Annotated in this window: 6 protein-coding genes; 1 reads left to right on the top strand and 5 read right to left on the bottom strand. The window is 71.8% G+C overall.

The genetic code is table 11. The annotated features are described in order from the left end of the window. Positions 1 to 2 precede the first annotated feature (2 nt). The 5 genes from ACFYQQ_RS29310 to ACFYQQ_RS29290 all read right to left on the bottom strand — a co-directional run bounded on the left by ACFYQQ_RS29310 (position 3) and on the right by ACFYQQ_RS29290 (position 10,557). Positions 3 to 1,223, bottom strand: coding sequence for an MFS transporter (locus ACFYQQ_RS29310; RefSeq protein ID WP_355786299.1), 1,221 nt, complete (start codon positions 1,221 to 1,223; stop codon positions 3 to 5). Further along, positions 1,213 to 2,463: a hypothetical protein gene (locus ACFYQQ_RS29305; RefSeq protein ID WP_355786302.1), complete on the bottom strand. Its 1,251-nt coding sequence runs from the start codon at positions 2,461 to 2,463 to the stop codon at positions 1,213 to 1,215. The genes ACFYQQ_RS29310 and ACFYQQ_RS29305 overlap by 11 nt, the downstream gene beginning before the upstream one ends. A gap of 95 nt (positions 2,464 to 2,558) precedes the next feature. Beyond that, the gene (locus ACFYQQ_RS29300) at positions 2,559 to 5,567 is read right to left on the bottom strand and encodes an amino acid adenylation domain-containing protein (RefSeq protein ID WP_356240275.1); all 3,009 of its coding nucleotides are present in this window, start codon (positions 5,565 to 5,567) and stop codon (positions 2,559 to 2,561) included. Positions 5,568 to 5,569: 2 nt separating this feature from the next. Further along, positions 5,570 to 8,749, bottom strand: coding sequence for an amino acid adenylation domain-containing protein (locus ACFYQQ_RS29295; protein ID WP_355786339.1), 3,180 nt, complete (start codon positions 8,747 to 8,749; stop codon positions 5,570 to 5,572). Positions 8,750 to 8,787: 38 nt separating this feature from the next. Beyond that, positions 8,788 to 10,557: a TauD/TfdA family dioxygenase gene (locus ACFYQQ_RS29290; protein ID WP_356240272.1), complete on the bottom strand. Its 1,770-nt coding sequence runs from the start codon at positions 10,555 to 10,557 to the stop codon at positions 8,788 to 8,790. Positions 10,558 to 11,034: 477 nt separating this feature from the next. On the opposite strand from ACFYQQ_RS29290, the gene ACFYQQ_RS29285 reads away from it, so the two are divergent. After that, positions 11,035 to 17,322, top strand: coding sequence for an amino acid adenylation domain-containing protein (locus tag ACFYQQ_RS29285; protein WP_388905652.1), 6,288 nt, complete (start codon positions 11,035 to 11,037; stop codon positions 17,320 to 17,322). The last annotated feature ends 2 nt before the right edge of the window (positions 17,323 to 17,324 follow it).

The following is a 17,324-nucleotide window of genomic DNA, read 5'->3' as shown; positions in this document are numbered from 1 at the left end:
TGTCAGGACTCCGAGACCCGCACCACCGCGGGCTCGGCCGGCACCTCGCGCACCTGCCGCTTGCGTACGGTCTGCCACACCAGCGCGCATGCGAGCCCGGCGGCGACCTCGATCAGCGCGCACCACGCCAGCACGGACTTCGCCCCGACCGAATCGGCGATGTAGGCGGCGACGACCGCCAGCGCGGCTCCCCCCGCTCCGCCGGCGAACTGCATGACGGAGAAGACGAACGGCCGGTGCGCCGAGGCCACATGCTCCTGGACCGCTCCTTCGACCAGCACGATGCTCACCGAACCCATGGCCCCCAGCAGGGTGAACAGCGCACACGCCACGGGCACGGAGTCCGCCTGGGTGAAGGCGAAGAACACCAGACCGTCGAAGACGATCATCCAGGACAGGGAGGCGTCGGTGAACACCCGCGGGAAGCGCTGGGTCAGGACGGCTCCCACGATGCCGCCGAGGCCGCCCAGGCCCAGCAGCAGTCCGGTGAAACTGCCGTCCAGCCCATAGGCCTGTTCCGCGAAGGGGAACATCAAAGGCGACTCGACCTCGAGGATGATGACCACGAGACAGTAGGTGGACACCATGGACATCACCTGCGGCATCCCCAGCAGATGGCGCAGCGAGGCGGACGCGCTGACCGAGCCCGCTTCCTCCTCCTCGACGTGAGCGGCCGCGGGAACCGCCTTCAGCGCGATCAGCAGCGGAAGGAGAGCCACGCCGAGCGCCGCTCCGATCACCAGGCTCCAGGTCAGTCCCAGCATGGTCACCGCGACGCCGCCCAGCGGCGGCGCGACGATCACCAGGACGTTGCCGACCATCGTCCGCTTCGCGTTGTAGGGCGTGCGCTCCTGCTCCTGCAGCACATCCGCGTCGAAGGTGCGCTTGGCACTGAGGACGACCTGGTGGATCAGACTGTTCAGGCCGGCGACCACCAGCAGGCTCACGGTGGTCATCGGCAGCAGCGCCGCCGCGGCGAACAGCACGACACGGGCGATGGTGAAGAAGATCAGGGTCCGCCGCGCCGTGAGCCACGCCGTGAGACGGCCGGCGGTCACCACCATGAGCAGGGCCGGCAGCAAGGTGGCTGCGCCGATCAGTCCGACGTCGGCCACCCGTCCGGTCAGCTGGTAGATACCGGCGGTGAAGACGGTGTAGTACGCCAGTCCGGTGAGCCGGACGAAGGTGTCGGCAGCCAGCAGCTGCTTCAGTTCACGCCTCAACGGAAGGCACCTCGTAAGCCCAGCTGACCGACGCGCCGGCGGACATGTTGATGACGGAGGACTCGGACGCGCTGCGCAGGAAGCATCCCGACCACATGTCGCCGTAGCGGTAGAGGCCAAGGACGCACTGCCGGGACACCGTGTCCGCCGACCCGAGCGGCGTCACGTCGAAGGAGGCGGGCTCGACGACCTCCTGGGCGATCCAGCTGCCCCGGTTGTCGCCCGCGAGCCGCTCGCGGAGCTCGGCCTCACTCACCGTGCGGCCGTCGATGACGCCGGCACCGCCGAAGTCGGCAGCCGATTTGAAGAACCAGCCCGACCGGCCGGCGATCAGGGTGTCGATGTTCGCGGCCGTGACGACACGCGTCTGCGGCAGGAGGGCGTCGATCGCCGCGCAGGTCGACTCCGGCAGCAGTGCGCGGTACTCGGGCTCGTGAAGAAGCCCCATCCACACCTTGCTGCCGATTACCTCGCCGGAGAAGTCGCCGATCACGTGCCCGGCCCGGGCGAACACCCCGGCGACGAACTCCACATCATCCAGCGCGTCGTCGGCCATGAACACCCGGTAGACCAGGGTCTGTGCGTCGATCCGTTCCGCGCCCTTCTTCTCGGTCGCCAGGAACACCTCGATACCGGCGGGAAGCTGATGTGCCAGCGTCTGGCGCATCCACTCGAGGTCGAACTGGCCGTAGCCCTCCCACGTGCTCCAGTCCAGCAGACAGACCTTGTCCAGGCCCTTGTCCTTGATGACCGGCGCCAGTTGGCGTGCCAGCTGTTCGTACGGGGTGGGGGTGAGCGGCAGTCCCGCCGCCAGCTCCTCGTACCTGCGGAACTCGCCCGTCTCCGGGCCGCCGACGCTCGAATCCAGGTTCAGCTCGCAGATGCGGACCGTGCCGTCCGCGAGCGGGATGAGATCGACGCGCATGACGGGGCACTCATAGCCCTCCGGGTCCTGAAGCACCGGCATCCACGGCAGGAGCTGCGCGGGGATGCCGAACATGTCCAGCACGGCCGCCTGGTCCAGGACGGACAGCAGGTGCCGCAGGATCACGCCCTTGGCGCGGAGGATCTCGGGCACCGCCGAGCGCACCTGGTCGAGGTCGTATCCGCTCAGCGGCACGGCGGCGCCGAGCGGCAGGAGTTTCTCGCCGTTGCCGTCCTTATAGCGTTCGCAGAAGTCCCGGATCCTGTCCGCGACCCACTCGCTTGTGGCCGCCGAGGTCATGACGTCGTCGCGCACGTGGTCATCCTTTGGTGAAGTCTGGGCCGCCGACCGGTCCGGCCCCTCATGGAAGGACGGACCGGACCAGTCGGCGGGGAAGAGGTGGAAAAGGGTCAGCGTGTCGGCGCGGGCTGCACCAGCTCGCCGCTGCGCACGGCCGAGTCGAGCAGGCGGCCGATCAGCTCACCGGTCACCGCCCGGCCGGGCTCCGGCCGGCCGAGCACGGCCCGGGTGTTGTCCTGGGCGAAGGGGTTGTGGTCACGGCCGCGCACGGCCGTCGCCTCCCCGTCCTCGTCGAGCACTCCCAGCAGCGGGAACGCCGCGTTCTCGGGCTGCTCGGCGAGTCGTGCCAGCCACTGCCCGGGCGGGAGCACGTCCGCGTCGAACCCCCGTTCCCGGATCCAGCCGGCCACCAGGTCGAAGTCCACCATCGTGCCGTCGACGATGTGGAACACCCGGCCGAAGGCCCCTTCCTGCACGGCGAGGGAGCACATCGACGACACCGCGGACTCGGCGGTGAGCCACGGCTCGGCGACCGCGCGACGCGGCACCGCGCCGAGCTGGGCACCGCCGACGACCAGCATCCGCGCCAAGTCGTCCTCGGGCCAGCGGCCGGTGGCCGCAGCGCCGACCACACGGCCGATCCGCAGCACCGTCGCCGGGAGGCCCGCCTTCTGCGCGGCGGCCACCAGCTGTTCGGCGACCCACTTGGACTGGGCGAAGCCGTAGTCCAGGCCCTTCGGGCTCGCCACCAGCTGCTCCGGCCAGATCCGCTTCGCCGGGCCCGACTTCCAGGGCATGACGGAGACGGTGGAGGTGAAGTGGAGTGCTTTGACCTTGCCGAGGGCGGCGAAGCGGATCGCCTCCCGCGTCGCGGACACGTTGGCGGCACGCAGCGCGGTGTAGGGCTGCGCCAGATTCTCCGTGGCCCCGTGGTGGAACACCACATCGATCCGGTCCGCCAGCTCCTGCCAGTGCCGCTCGCCCAGGCCCAGGCGGGGCAGCCTGAGGTCACCGGCGATCACCGACACGTCCTTCGGGCGTGACAGCTGGATCCCGCACTTGTGCAGGGACGCGGCCAGGCGCGCCCGGGCCCGGCGCTCGTCCGCCTCACCGATCAGGCAGGTCACGGTCGCCGAGGTGCGGCTGAGCAGTTCCGCGAGCAGATGCGCGCCGATGAAGTCGCCGGCTCCGGTCAGCAGGATGTGCTCCGGTTCCCGCATGCGGCGCAGGTCGTCGGCGGTGGTGAGGACCGGGTTCAGGTCCAGTTCGGCATCGGCTTCCAGCACCTGGCGCAGGGTGTCGTCGCCGGCCCGCGACACGCCGCCCTGGTGTCCTCGCTCCTCGATCACCGCGGCCAGCTGTGCGGGAGTCGGGTTCTCGAAGATCGCCGTCATGGGCAGTTGCCCCTCGAAGGCCTCCCGCAGCCGGCCCACGACCTGGATCGCGAGGATCGAGTGGCCTCCCAGCTCGAAGAAGTTGTCCTCGACTCCGATCCCTTCGATGTTCAGCACGTCCTGCCAGACGGCAACGACCTGCTGCTGCACCTCGGTTGCCGCCGCCACGTACGCGGTGCGCAGTTGCGGGCGCGCGCCGCCGGGTTCCGGCAGGGCCCGGTAGTCGACCTTGCCGTTCGCGTTGAGCGGCAGGTCGGCCAGGACCACGTAGTGCGTCGGCACCAGGTGGGCGGGCAGCAGCTCCTGCATGTGGGCGCGCAGTGCGGCCGGCTCGGGCGCCGCTTCGCACTCCGCCGCGGTCACGTAGGCGACGAGCCGCTGGTCGGCCGCCGACGCGCCCGCCGTCACCACCGCCAGGCCCACCGTCGGGTCCTTCATCAGCGCGGCCTCGATCTCCTCCGGCTCGACCCGAAAGCCCCGCATGCTCAGCTGCCGGTCGGCGCGGCCCTGGAACTCCAGCGCGCCGTCCTCCCGCAGCCGCCCCAGGTCACCGGTCCGGTACATACGCGGCGAGCCGTCGGTGAACGGGTCCGGCAGGAACCGCTCGGCGGTGAGGTCGGGCTGATTGCGGTAGCCGCGGGCGATGCCCGCGCCGCCGATCCAGATCTCGCCGACGGAACCCGGAGCCACCGGCCGGCGCTGCTCGTCCAGGAGATAGATGAAGGTGTTGCGGACCGGGAAACCGATCGGCACCGCCTCGTCCGCGTGGGCGGCCTCCACGTCCCAGATCGTGGAATCGTTGGTGGTCTCCGTGGGCCCGTAGTGGTTTTGCAGACACGTGTTCGGCAGCAAGGCGAAGAACCGTTTGACCATCTCCGGCCGCAGCACGTCCCCGCCGGACACGACGACGCGCAGGGAGGCGCAAGCCTGCGCCGCACCCGGGACCTCCAGGATCTGCGCCAGCAGCAGCGGCACAGAGTCGAGCTGGGTGACCTGGTGGGTGCCGATGAGCTCCACCAGGCGGAAGGGGTCCTTGCGTTCGTCCGCTCCCGCGATGACCAGACGGGCTCCGCTGGTCAGCGGCGCGAACATCTCGATCACGGACGAGTCGAAACTGAACGAGTACTTCAACAGGCCGACGTCCTCGGCGCGGTAGCCGCTGTGCTCACGGATCACCTGCAAGGTGTTGGCGAGGTTCCCGTGCGTCACCTCCACGCCCTTGGGGTTGCCCGTGGTCCCCGAGGTGTAGATCACGTACGCCAGATCGTCCAGGCCTGCCGTGCTGAGCAGCGGCGGCTGGGCCGCCCCGCCCGCCTGGCCCCGGCCCGGCACCGCCGTCACGGGCACCGACAGGCCGGCAGCCTGCTCGGCGAGGTCCGGCTGGACGAGGACCGACGTGACACCGGAATCGGCGACGAGGAAGGCCAGCCGCTCGCGCGGGTAGCCGGGATCCAGCGGCACGTAGGCCGCTCCCGTCTTCAGGACGGCGATGGTCGCCGCGACCATGTCGAGGCCGGGGTGGGCCATGATGCCGACCACGGCGTCCCGGCCCGTTCCCGCCTCGAGCAGCCCGCGGGCGATGGACGACGCCCAGGCGTCCAGCTCGCCGTAGCCGACCTGCTCCCCGCCGAACTCCAGGGCGACCGCGTCCGGCCGGTCCGCGGCATGCTGCTCGAACAGGGCAACGGCCGTGCTCTCCAAACCAACTTCCAGGCCAGTGTTCATGCTCACGCCTTCACACGCAGAGGGCCGGCGGCAGCGCGCCCGACCAGTTCGGACAGGGTCTTGTCGGGGGAGTTGACGACGCGTCGGCACAGCTCGACGAAGTCCTCGGCCATCGTCGCGATGGTCGCCCGGTCGAACAGGTCGGTCGAGTAGATCCACTCCATCAGCACCTCGTCGGCCGGATCGGATCCGGGAACGGTCGCCAGCTGCTCCCCGCGCGGGATGACGATGACGTCGAGGTCGTGCTTGGCGCTGTAGTTCTGCAGGTAGTGGATCTGAGCGGGGGTGTCACCGAGGGACATCTGCGGCACCCGGGCGTCGTGGTAGGAGAAGGCGACCTGGTACAGCGGGTTGTACGCCAGGTTCCGCTCCGGGTTGAGGTACTCCACCAGCTTCGAGAACGGGAAGTCCTGGTTGCGGTAGATGTCCAGGGCCGCCTGGGTGATACGGCCACGCAGCTCACCGAAGGTGGGGTCGCCCGACAGGTCCGCGCGCAGCAGACCACCGTTGATCATCATGCCGATCAGCCGCTCGGTCGACTCGAAGCGACGGTTCGCCATCGAGATCGCGATCGTCATGTCGGTCTTGCCCGAGTACTGGTTCATCAGCATGGTGAAGATCGCCGTCATCACCATGTATCCGGTGGCGCCCGTGGAGGCACCCAGCAGCCGGATGTCCCGGTAGAGATCGGCCGGGACCGGCATGACCACGACGTCACCGTGGTGGCTCTGCACCTGGGGCCGCGGGCGGTCCGCCGGCAGGGGCAGCAGTTCCTCCGCCCCGCGCAGCTTGTCCCGCCAGAACTCCCACTGCCGCTCGGCGTCGTCTCCGGCCAGCCACTGCCGCTGCCAGACCGCGTAGTCGGCGAACTGCACGGGCAGTTCCGGCAGCCGGGGCCGGCCGCCCGCCTCGAAGGCCCGGTAGCACTCGCGCAGTTCCTGCATCAGGACGCCGAACGACCAGCCGTCGTGGATGAAGTGGTGCTCGACCAGCAGCAGCATGTGGTGCTCGGCCGAGAGCCGGAAGAGCACCCAGCGAAACAGCGGCAGCCGGCCGACGTCGAAGGGACGCGCCACGATCGCCTGCATCCGGTCCAGCGCCAGGATCTCCCTGATCTCCTCCGGCTCCCCGCTCAGGTCCTCGACCTGGACGCGCACCGGGTAGGGCGGGTGGATGATCTGCTCCGGCATCCCGTCGGCGCCTTCGACGAAGGTGGTCCGCAGCAGCTCGTGCCGGCGCACGATCTCCCCCAGCGACTCCTCCAGCACCGCGACCGACACCGGCCCGCGCAGGTCCAGGTAGGCCTGCGTGGCGTACGCGATGCTGTCCGGCACCAGCTTGCCGAGGAACCACACCTGCTCCTGCGGGAGCGAGAGCGGAATCGGCCCGCTGCGGTCGGCCCGGGTCGGACCCTGCACCTTCGTGGCGGCGTCGGCGTTGACCCGCAGCCATCCCACCAGACCGGCGACGGTGGGGTGCTCGAACACGACCGAGACCGGGATGTCCGTCTGGAACTCCGCCCGCACCCGCGTGATGATCTTCGTCGCGAGCAGGGAGTGCGCGCCGAGCTCGAAGAAGTTGTCGTCGACGCCGATGTCGTCCAGGCCCAGGATCTGCGCCACCGTGGCCGCGACCTTCTGCTCGTCCCCGTCGCCCGGCGCGACGTAGGGCACCGAGAGCTCGGGCCGGGTCGAGGGCGGGGCGGGCAGGGCGCGGTGGTCCACCTTGCCGCTGACTCCCAGCGGCAGTTCGTCCAGGACCACGTACACGTTGGGCCGCAGATGCTCGGGCAGGACCTCGGCGACACGCTGCCGCAGGGCGGGAACCACGAGAGACTGGTCGGTGGACGCGGTGACGTAGGCGATCAGCAGGACGTCGTTGCCGCTGCCCCGGGTGACGACCGCCGCGTTCCGCACCGCCACATCGGCGCACAGCGCGTCCTCGATTTCGCCGGGCTCCACCCGGAACCCGCGGACGGCCAGCTGCCGGTCCGCCCGGCCGTGGAACTCCAGCGCCCCGTCACCACGCAGGCGTCCCAGGTCGCCGGTGCGGTACAGGCGTGCGCCGTCCGCGGTGGTGACGAAGCGTTCCGCTGTCAGCTCCGGGCGTCCGTGGTAGCCGGCCGTGACACCGGCGCCGCCGATGTGGATCTCACCGATCTGTCCCGGCACGACCGGTGCGAGCCGCTCGTCCAGGACGTGCACCGACGTCCCGGCGATCGGGTATCCGATCGGTACCGGCCCGCTGGCGGCGTCTGTCGTGCAGGACCAGACGGTGGTGATGACGGTCGCTTCGGTGGGCCCGTACTGGTTCTGCAGTTCGCACCACGGTGCGAGGGTCAGAAAGCGGTGGGCGAGACCGGGCGGCAGGACGTCCGCCCCTGAGATCGCCAGGCGCAGCGACGCGCAGTCGCCGGCGAAGTCTGGCAGGTCGACGACCTGGGCCAGCATGGCCGGGACCATGTCCCAGATCGTCACACGGTGCTGCTTGACCGCGGCCACGAGCTTCGCCGCGTCCCGCCGCTCCTCCGCGGCGGCGACGACGAGCTTCGCACCGAAGGCGAGCGGGGCGAAGATCTCCAGGACCGACGCGTCGAAGGTGAAGGAGTGCGTGAAGATGGTGACGTCGTCCGCGCAGAGCTTGTAGCTCTCGCCCACGGCGTTCAGCAGGTTCACGACGTTGGCCTCGGTGACCCGCACGCCCTTGGGGCGGCCGGTCGACCCGGAGGTGTAGATGACGTAGACCAGGTCGTCCGGGCCCCGGCGCACCGTCTCGAAAGCCGGCACGGACCCCGCACCGGCCGAGCTCGGGACACCGATGACGGGCAGCCCCCGCCCGGACAGCCGCGGCGCCAGGTGCTCCTCGGCGAGCACCGCGGACATCCCCGAATCCTGCACCAGGTAGTCGAGCCGCTGTGCGGGGTATTCGGGGTCGAGCGGCACATAGGCGGCGCCCGCCTTCAGCACGCCCAAGATGGCGGCGATCATCGCCGGCCCGGGCTCGGCGTACACACCCACCAGCGCTCCTCGCCGCACCCCGCTGTCGGCCAGTTCCAGCGCCTGACGGCGGGCCAGGGCGTCGAGTTCGCGGTAGCTGAGCGCGTCCGCCCCGGACACGACGGCCGTGGCGTCCGGCGTGGCCGCCACATGCGCTTCAAAGAAGTCGATGAACGACTCGGTCACTGTTCGGCTCCTCATTGGATTTCGGATGGCACTGCCGCTCAGACGGCGAAGGCTGTCTCGACCACGCGGCCACTGCCGCGCCGGTCGGCGGCCGAGGGCACCGGGTCGCTCACCAGGCACACCCTCTGCAGCCAGCGGTCACGGCCGTCGAACCGCGCGGAGAACTCCGAACGGGCGTGGACGGCACGCCGGTTGTTCACGATCAGTAGATCCCCCGGCTCCAGGCGGACCCAGCGCTGCACCTTGTTCACAGCGCTGCGCAGCGCTTCGAGCGCCTGCTGCGCGTGCGGTGTCTCGCCGACCATCAGGTCGAGGTCGAACGTCATGTACGGGTCGTAGGGATTGCCGTACAGGACGGGCAGCGTGGGGCCGTTGCCCTGCACGCCGTTGGCGCTGCCGAAGGAGTAGTCGACCCCGGTGCGGAACTGTGGCAGGAAAAGCTCGCAGCGGTCCGCCAGGCTCAGGTGGGGCAGCGCCATCCGGACGCTGGCCATGATGGTCTTGGCGATGCCGTCGTGGTCGCTGCGCAGGCAGTGCAGCATGAGGAAGTCCGGCATGTGCGGGTGGAACGCCGTCTCGGTGTGGAAGTCCAGCAGGATCGCGGAACTCTCCGAGGACAGGTTCGAGGCGTTGTGCGGAGTGGGCGCCACGTTCTGGAAAAGCAGACCGTGCTTCTCCTGCAGGTACGCGAGCGGGAAACCCAGCGCGGACGCGAAGCCGGCCAGCCAGAGCTCGCTCAGCCATGTCGACTTGTCCACTTGCCGCGCCGGATCGGCGGGGGTGCCGGGCAGTTCCGCGTCCACCGGCAGCCCACGCACCAGCAGACCCTCGTAGTCGTTGGACTGGTGCCGGAAGGTACTCACCGCCTCGCGGATCACCCGCGGCATCTCGTCGAAGCGCAGCTCTGCCTCGAGCAGGAACGCTGCCTGGTCCTGGTAGGGATCCGGCAGGACGCCTCCGCCGATCCTCTCCAGCAGCGACCGGTAGGGCCGGGCATCGACGACGTGCGAGCCTTCGACCTTCGCCAGATCCTCCTCGGCGGCAAACGAGCGGACGGTGAAGAAGCGCTCGTGCGTCACCGCCTTCGCCAGTTCGGAGCCGCCCGGCGCGCACTGGCCGGTGAGCAGCCAGCTGAGGGTGTTCAGCAGGAACCTGGCATTGTCCGCGCGTCCGAGGAAGGGCAGAGCGAACAGCTCACCGCCACCTACGACGACGAGCCGTCCGGAGCCCACCTCGGCCGCGGCGGCCAGGACACGCCCGTCTCGGGCGGCGACGGCGGTGGCTGCGGAGCCGGTGACCGTCACACTCCTGGCCCGGTGGAAGTGCAGCTCCTCGACGCCTTCGGCCACCGGATGTCCCGGCAGACCGTCGGCACCGACCGAATAGGTCAAAAGGTGGCTGGTCGGCGGCTCTTGACGGACCGAGACGAGGTCGGGACCCACCACGAGTCCCGGCACCAGATCCGAGAGCGGGCAGGGCGCGGTGTCGCTCACGGAGCCACCGAAGACCAGCAGGCCCCGGCCCGTGCCGAGATGGCCGCGCAGCAGCGCCATGTCCTCGGCCGTCAGCGGCGGTTGGTCCGCGGTGGGTAGCGTGAGGATCAGAAGGTCCGCACCCTCCAGCGTGTCCTTCCCCCAGCGGGCGTCGATCGATCTGATCGCCACGTCACCCAGGTGCTCGCTGAGCACCTCGGAAAGATCCGCGAGGTGTCCGAGGTACTTCTCCTCCGGTGCGGCAGAGGTCTCCCCGCGGATCGGCGCGGTGTGCCACGCGTCGGAGTGGAATCGGTCCAGAACGATTTCTGGCATGTCAGCTCCCTGTCTGAACTCCCGAACTCGCGCTCGACAAGGCAGGCGGTGACCCCCGAAAGGAACTGCTCACCGCGAAAGCCCGTTGCTGAGGCCGGGATACTTCAGGCGCGACGTGACAGAGTCCCCCGTGCGCCTGCTTGTGGTGCCTCGACCATCGTGGGGGCACGGCTTCCCGTCCCATTCCCGCGGCGTTCCCGGTGCAGGGCCACATCGTTCGCGCAGGCCAGGCCGCTCCACGGGCGCGGGACCCGTGCCGGCTCCCGCGGTCCAGGAACAGCGATGTCACGAGAGCCGCGGGTCGGCCCAACGGGCAGGAGCCGGGCCTCGGGAGGGACCCGGGGTGGGGGAGAGGACCGCGCTGTACGGCTACGGCCGTCACGGCAGCCCGGTCTGCTCGCGGTACTGCGCCTTCTTCCCTATGGGCGTCCTCCGGCCGGCGGCAGTCTGCTGCAAAACACGGCTTGGAGGCTCACAGTGACAGCAGGCCCTGCCCCCGAAGGGGCACCGTACGACGTCGACACCCGCACGGCATCCTTCGCGCAGCGCCGGCTGTGGTTCCTGGACCAGCTGGCCAAAGACTCCACCGCCTCGATGCTCCCGCTGGTCCTGCGGCTGCGGGGCCCCCTCGACGTGGCCGGGCTCGAGCGGTCCCTGGCCGGGATCGTGACCCGGCACGAGGTGCTGCGCACCCGGTTCACGGCCGTCGACGGCGAGCCGGTACCGGTCGTGGACGCCCCCGCCGGCTTCGTCCTGCAACGCGTCGAGGCGAGCGGACCGGAGGACCTGTTCGCCCGGTTCCTGGACCGCCCCGTCGACCTGTCCGCCCAGCACCCGCTCCGTGCCACGCTCGCCCGCGTGGCACCCGAGGAGCACCTGCTGCTGGTGGAGGTGCACCACATCGCCGTGGACGGCTGGTCGTGGGGCGTGCTGCTGGACGAACTGGCCGCCGGATACCGCGGCGAGCCGGTCGCCGCGCCCGCGGTGCGCTACGCCGACCTCGCCCGCGCCCAGCGCGAACGCCTTCGCGGTGAACGCCTGGAGCGTCTGCTCGGCCACTGGCGTGAGCGGCTCACCGGCCTCACCCCGCTCGACCTGCCCACCGACCGGCCCCGGCCCCGTGTCTGGGACGGCTCCGGTGACGTCGTGCGTTTCGACCTGCCCGCCGATCTGGTCGCCGCCGTCGACGCCCTGGCCAGATCCCGGCGTGCCACCCGCTACATGGTCCTGCTCACCGCCTACCAGGCGCTCCTCGGTCACTGGTCGGGCCGCACCGACGTCGCCGTGTGCAGCACGCTCGCCGACCGCGCCCAGCGCGGTGCCGGAGCCCTGATCGGCCCGCTGGTCAACACGGTCGTCCTGCGCACGGACCTGGCCGGCGGGCCCGGTTTCGCCGCACTGCTGGACCGGGTGCGGGAGCGGGCACTGGCGGACCTCTCCCACGCGGAGGCCCCCTTCGACATGGTGGTGGGCGCGCTCGGCGGTGCCCGCGACCTGTCCCGGCACCCGCTGGCCCAGGCGTCGTTCACCCTCCTCAACGCCCCGATCCGCCCGGTGCAGATGCCCGGCCTGGACGTGAAGCTGGTCGAGCCGCCACTGACCGGGACACCGCTCGACGTCTTCCTCGACCTCACCCTGCGCACCGACGGCAGCATCGCCGCCATCCTCCAGTACGCCACCGCCCTGTTCGACGCCGCCACCATGCGCGCGTTCGCCCGTGCCTACGTCGCGCTGCTGCGCGCCGTCCTGGCCGATCCCCTCACCCCCGTGCAGGACCTGGCCCGCACGCTGCCCGCCGGACCAGGCGCGCCCGCCCGCCCCCGCCCCGACTGGCACCACGCTCCCGACCGGCCCGCGGACCCGGCGCCGCCGGTCGCCTTCACCGGCGACCCGGACGCCACCGCGCTGCTCTGCGGCGACGACAGCGCCACCTACGCACAACTGGACACCATGACCGGCTCACTCGCCGCCGCGCTGCGCGCCGTCGGCGTCGGCTCCGGCAGCCCGGTGGGAGTCCTGCTGCGCCGCGGCCTGTGGTCCGTCGCGGCCATCGAGGGGATCTGGCGGGCGGGCGGCGCCTACGTACCCCTGGACCCCGAACTCCCCGCCGAGCGGCTGAGGTTCATGGCGGACGAGGCCCGCCTCACCTGTGTGCTCACCGACCCCGCGACGGCGGCCACCGCCACCGCACTCGCATCCGTCACCGTCGACGTCACCGCCCTCACCCCGGCCGCGGACGGCCCCCGCCACCGCCCGCACCCCCGCGAACTGGCCCACGTCATCTTCACGTCGGGCTCCACCGGCCGGCCCAAGGCCGTGGGCGTCGAACACGCCGCGCTCGCCTCGCACGTGGCCGCCACCCGCGAGCGGCTCGGCATCGGCGCCGCCGACCGGGTACTGGCCTTCGCCTCCTTCTCCTTCGACGCCTCACTGGACCAGGTGCTGCCCGCCCTCACCTCCGGCGCCACCGTCGTCATGCGCCCCGACGAGCCCTGGCTGCCCACCCAGGTGCCGGAGATCGTCCAGCGGCACGCCCTGACCGTCGTCAACGTGCCCCCGACCTACTGGTCGGAGCTGACGCTCTGTCTCGACCGGCGCCTGGCCGCGGCCCTGGCCCCCCTGCGGCTGCTCGTCCTCGGCGGTGAGGCCGTCCCGCCCGACACCCTCGCCGCCTGGCGGGCCGCCGTCCCCTGGGTGCGCGTGTGCAACGCCTACGGGCCCACCGAGACGACCGTCACCGCCACCACCTACGACGCCGACGACCCGCCCGCCGACACCGTGCCCATCGGCCGTCCCCTCGGCGGCCGGCGCGTGTACGTGGTCGACGCCGACGACCGGCCGGTACCCGTCGGCGTCCAGGGTGAACTCCTCATCGGCGGCACGGAGGTGGCCCGCGGCTACCTGGGACGCCCCGCCCCGACCGCCGAACGCTTCGTCCCCGACCCCTACGGACCGCCCGGCGGCCGCCTCTACCGCACCGGTGACCTCGTCCGCTGGACACCGGGCGGAGAGCTGGAGTTCCTCGGCCGCCGCGACGACCAGGTCAAGATCCGCGGCTTCCGGATCGAACTCGGCGAGGTGGAGAGCGTGCTGCGGGCCTGCCCGCACATCGCCGCGGCCGCCGCCCGCCCCGACCGCGCCACCGGGCGCAGCCTCACCGGCTACGTCGTACCGGCACAGGACGCGCCCCGCCCGCCGGACCGGGCGGACCTGCGCGCCTGGTGCGCACGCCATCTGCCCCACTACGCCGTCCCCTCCGACTTCGTCGTCCTTGACGCCCTCCCGGTCGGCGTCTCCGGCAAACTCGACCGCTCCGCCCTGCCCGACCCCGCCCGCCAGGGCGCCGGTACCGACCACACCGCACCGCGCGACGAGACCGAGCAGCTCGTCGCCGAGGTGTGGGCCGACGTCCTGGGCCTGGACCGGATCGGCATCGACGACAGCTTCTTCGACCTGGGCGGCCACTCCCTGCTGGCCACCATGGCGGTCTCCCGCATCGCCCAGCGCCTGGGCCGCGAGATCGAACTGCGCACCGTGTTCGAGAACCCCACCGTCCGGGGCTTCGCCCCCCGCGTGGCCGCCGCCCGCGCCTGTGGCGCCGGCGAGGTGGTGCCCGTCGACCGCGACCGGCCGCTGCCGCTGTCCTTCGCCCAGGAACGGCTGTGGTTCCTGGACCGCACCTCCGAACGTGGCGACTCCTACCTGCTGTGGTACTCCTGGCGCACCCGCGGCGGCCTGGACCGCACCGCCTGGCAGCAGGCCCTAAACGACCTGGTGGAACGCCACGAGGTGCTGCGCACCGCGCTCGTGGAGTCCGACGGCCGCCCCGTGCAGCGGATCTGCGACCCGGTGGCAGTCCCGCTGCACTGGGAGGAGGCACCCGGGGCGCCGGACGAGCAGACCCGGCTTGAGGCGGTACGGCGCCGGGCCGTCACCCTGGCCACGCGCCGCTTCGACCTCACCCGGCCGCCCCTGCTGCGGGCCGGCGTGTGGGAACTGGCCGACGACGACCACGTCGTGCTCCTGGCCCTGCACCACGCCGTCACCGACGGCTGGTCCAAGGGCCTGCTGCTGGACGAACTCACCCAGCACTACGAGGCCCGGCGCGCGGGCCGGCGCGCCCAGCTGCCGCCGCTCGCCGTGCAGTACGGCGACTTCGCCGTCTGGCAGCGCGAGCGCGCCGACAGCGGCGCCCTGGAACCCCAGCTCGCCTACTGGGAAAGCACCCTGGAGGACGCACCCGCCCTGGAACTGCCCACGGACCGGCCCCGGCCGCCCGTGTTCACCGGCCGGGGCGGCGCCGTGGAGGTCGACCTGCCCGCCGCTCTCCTCGACCGCGTGGACGCCCGCGCCCGCGAGCTGGGCGCGACCCGGTTCATGGTGCTGCTGGCCGCGGCCCAGGCGGTCCTGGCCCGCTGGTCGGGGCAGAGCGACGTGTGCGTGGGCACACCCGTCGCCGGACGCGCGAGGCTCGAACTGGAGCCCCTGATCGGCTTCTTCGTCAACACCGTCGTGCTGCGCACGGACCTGTCCGGACGCCCGACGTTCACCGGGCTCGTGGACCGGGTTCGGGACGTCGTCCTGGGCGCCTTCGACCGCCAGGAGGTGCCCTTCGAACGGGTCGTGGAGCGACTGCGCCCCGAACGCGACCTGTCCCGCAACCCCTTGTTCCAGGTGATGGTGGACGTCCAGGACGCCTCCACGGGCGGCTCCACCCGGCCGGATCCGGCCGCCACCGACTTCCCGCTGCCCTGGGGCTCGGCCAAGTTCGACCTGACCGCCACCTTCGTCGTCCGGGAGGACCGCTTCGCCCTCAACGTTGAGTACGCCGCCGACCTGTTCGACCCGTCCACCGCCACCCGGTTCGCCCGGCACGTCGGGCGGCTGCTGGAGACCCTCGTCGCCGACCCCGCGGCGCGCGTCGACGAGGCACCGCTGCTCTCGCCAGGGGAGCGGGAGAGCCTGCTGGCCGGGGCCGGCCGGGACACGGCGCCCGCGCCGCGGCTGCGGGTGCGGGGCCGGGCAGACGCCCCGGCCGTCGTCTGCGAGGGCACGACCCTCGACCACGCCCGGCTGGACGCCCTGACCGGCGGACTGGCCGCGGCCCTGGCCGGCGCGGGAGCGGCCCCCGGCGACGCCGTGGGCGTGTGCGTCGGCCGAGGCGTGTGGCCCATCGCCGCGATGCTCGCCGTGTGGCGGGCTGGCGGCGTGTACGTCCCGCTCGACACCCGCATCCCCGAGGAACGCCTGCGGTACATGCTCCGCGAGGCCGGGGCGCGGCACGTGGTGTGCGACGCCGGCACCCGCGAGAAGGTCACCCGGCTCGGGGCCACGGCGATCGACGTCGGCCAGGTCCGGCCGGCCCCCGACGGCCCCCGCCACACCCCCCGCCCCGACGACCTCGCCTACGTCATCTTCACCTCCGGCTCCACCGGCCGCCCCAAGGCCGTCGGCGTCGAACACCACGCCCTGGACGCCCATGTGGCCACCGCCCGCGAGACGTTCGCGCTGACCGCGGACGACCGGGTGCTCACCTTCGCCTCCACCTCCTTCGACGCCTCGCTGGAGCAGATCCTGCCCGCGCTGAGCGCCGGGGCGACGGTGGTGGTGCGCCCGGAGGAGATCTGGGCGCCGGAGGAACTCGCCGCCCGGGTCGCCGCCGAGCGGGTGACCGTCATGGAACTCACCCCCTCCTACTGGGCGGAACTCGTCGCCCGCCTGGACACACTGGCACCCCAACTGGCGTCACTGCGGCTGCTGGTGACCGGGGGAGAGGCACTGCCCGCCGACCCCCTGGAGCGGTGGTTCGCGCACCTGCCCGCGGTACCCGTGATCAACACCTACGGCCCCACCGAGGCGGTGATCTCCGCGACCGCGCACACCGTCGAGGCGGTCCCGCACGGCCGGGTCCCCATCGGCCGCGCCCTCGGCGGCCGCCGCACCTACGTCGTCGACGCCCTGGGCGAGCTCACCCCCGACGGCGTACCGGGCGAACTCCTCATCGGAGGAACGGAGTTGGCGCGCGGATACCTGGGCCGTCCCGCACTGACCGCCGAGCGTTTCGTGCCCGACCCGTTCGGCGGGCGAGGCGGCCGGCTCTACCGCACCGGGGACGTCGTACGCCGACTGCCCACCGGCGAGCTGGAGTTCCTCGGCCGCAACGACGACCAGGTCAAGATCCGCGGATTCCGCGTCGAACCGGGAGAGGCCGAGGCGGTGCTGCGCCGGCATCCCGGAGTGCGGGACGCGGCCGTCGTGGTGCGCACCCTGCACGGCGAGGCCGCCCTCGTCGCCTACACCGCGGGCGCCCGCCTGTCGCAGGAGTCCCTGGAGCGGCACTGCCGGGAGCACCTGCCCCACTACCTGGTGCCGTCGGCGTTCGTCCTGCTGGACGCCCTGCCGCTGACCGTGCAGGGAAAACTGGACACCGCCGCCCTGCCCGAGCCCGTGGCACGCGCACCGCACGCCTTCGTGGCACCGCGCACCCCCGCCGAGACGGTCGTCGCGCAGATCTGGTGCGAGGTCCTCGACCTGCCCCGGGTCGGCGTCCACGACGACTTCTTCGCCCTGGGCGGCCACTCCCTGCGCGCGGTGTCGGTCGCCTCCCGTCTGCGGACCGCCTTCGACTGCCCGCTTCAGGTCCGGGACCTGTTCGAGCACCCCACCGTCGAACGGCTCGCCGCCGAGGTGGAGCGCCGGCTGCTGGAGCTGATCTCGCAGCTGAGCGACGAGGAGATCGACCTGTCCCTCACGGCCGGCCTCTGACC

It is taken from the genome of Streptomyces sp. NPDC005496, from assembly GCF_042872045.1.
Lineage (GTDB): Bacteria > Actinomycetota > Actinomycetes > Streptomycetales > Streptomycetaceae > Streptomyces.
The sequence above is the reverse complement of the archived record's forward strand: the minus strand, read 5'-3'. Positions and strand labels throughout refer to the sequence as shown.